1 rRNA gene is annotated in these 1,563 nt (G+C 49.8%); it reads right to left on the minus strand.

Annotated features, from left to right (window positions below):
* Positions 1–1,455, minus strand: a 23S ribosomal RNA gene (locus AC27HD_RS18775); the annotation flags it as partial.
* Between the last annotated feature and the right edge of the window lie 108 nt (positions 1,456–1,563).

Here is a 1,563-nt window from a genome sequence, read left to right on the forward strand (position 1 = left end):
CACTTTCACTTGGACTACCAACGCCAAGCTTGCCTAGCCTTCTCCGTCCCTCCATCACTGATTATACAAGTACGGAAATATTAATCCGTTTCCCATCGACTACGCATTTCTGCCTCGCCTTAGGGGCCGACTTACCCTGCCCTGATTAGCATGGGACAGGAAACCTTGGTCTTCCGGCGTGGGAGTTTTTCACTCCCATTATCGTTACTCATGTCAGCATTCGCACTTGTGATATGTCCAGCAAGCTTTACAACTCACCTTCATCCACTTACACAACGCTCCCCTACCCAGCACAGTAAACTGTGCTGCCGCAGCTTCGGTATATTGCTTAGCCCCGTTACATCTTCCGCGCAGGCCGACTCGACTAGTGAGCTATTACGCTTTCTTTAAAGGGTGGCTGCTTCTAAGCCAACCTCCTAGCTGTCTATGCCTTCCCACATCGTTTCCCACTTAGCAATATTTTGGGACCTTAGCTGGCGGTCTGGGTTGTTTCCCTCTCCACGACGGACGTTAGCACCCGCCGTGTGTCTCCCGGATAGTTCTCATTGGTATTCGGAGTTTGCAAAGGGTTGGTAAGTCGGGATGACCCCCTAGCCTTAACAGTGCTCTACCCCCAATGGAATTCGTCCGAGGCTCTACCTAAATAGATTTCGGGGAGAACCAGCTATCTCCCGGTTTGATTGGCCTTTCACCCCCAGCCACAAGTCATCCGCTAACTTTTCAACGTTAGTCGGTTCGGTCCTCCAGTTGATGTTACTCAACCTTCAACCTGCCCATGGCTAGATCACCGGGTTTCGGGTCTATACCTAGCAACTCAACGCGCAGTTAACACTCGCTTTCGCTACGGCTCCGCTATTCGCTTAACCTTGCTACTAAATATAAGTCGCTGACCCATTATACAAAAGGTACGCAGTCACACCACGAAGGTGCTCCTACTGCTTGTACGTATACGGTTTCAGGTTCTATTTCACTCCCCTCACAGGGGTTCTTTTCGCCTTTCCCTCACGGTACTGGTTCACTATCGGTCAGTTAGGAGTATTTAGCCTTGGAGGATGGTCCCCCCATATTCAGTCAAGATAACACGTGTCCCGACCTACTCGATTTCACTGTAAAGCACGCTTTGTGTACGGGGCTATCACCCTGTATCGCTCCTCTTCCCAAAGGATTCCACTACACACTAAACAGCTTAAGGGCTGCTCCCCGTTCGCTCGCCGCTACTAGGGGAATCTCAATTGATTTCTTTTCCTAAGGGTACTTAGATGTTTCAGTTCCCCTCGTTCGCCTCGTTACACTATGTATTCATGTAACGATACCTGTAAACAGGTGGGTTTCCCCATTCGGACATCTGTGGCTCAAATGCATTTTGTCGGCTCACCACAGCTTTTCGCAGACTTACACGTCCTTCATCGCCTCTAACTGCCAAGGCATCCACCGTATACGCTTCGTCACTTAACCATACAACCCTAAAAAGCCTTGAGTATCGGCCTCATGTCCGCCTTTTGACGTCGGACACGGGTAATGTTGTATGCATGACAAGCTAATCGGAAGAATTGCCTTGCTATC

The sequence above is a fragment of the Alteromonas sp. 4NS20-0143 genome (assembly GCF_057542855.1).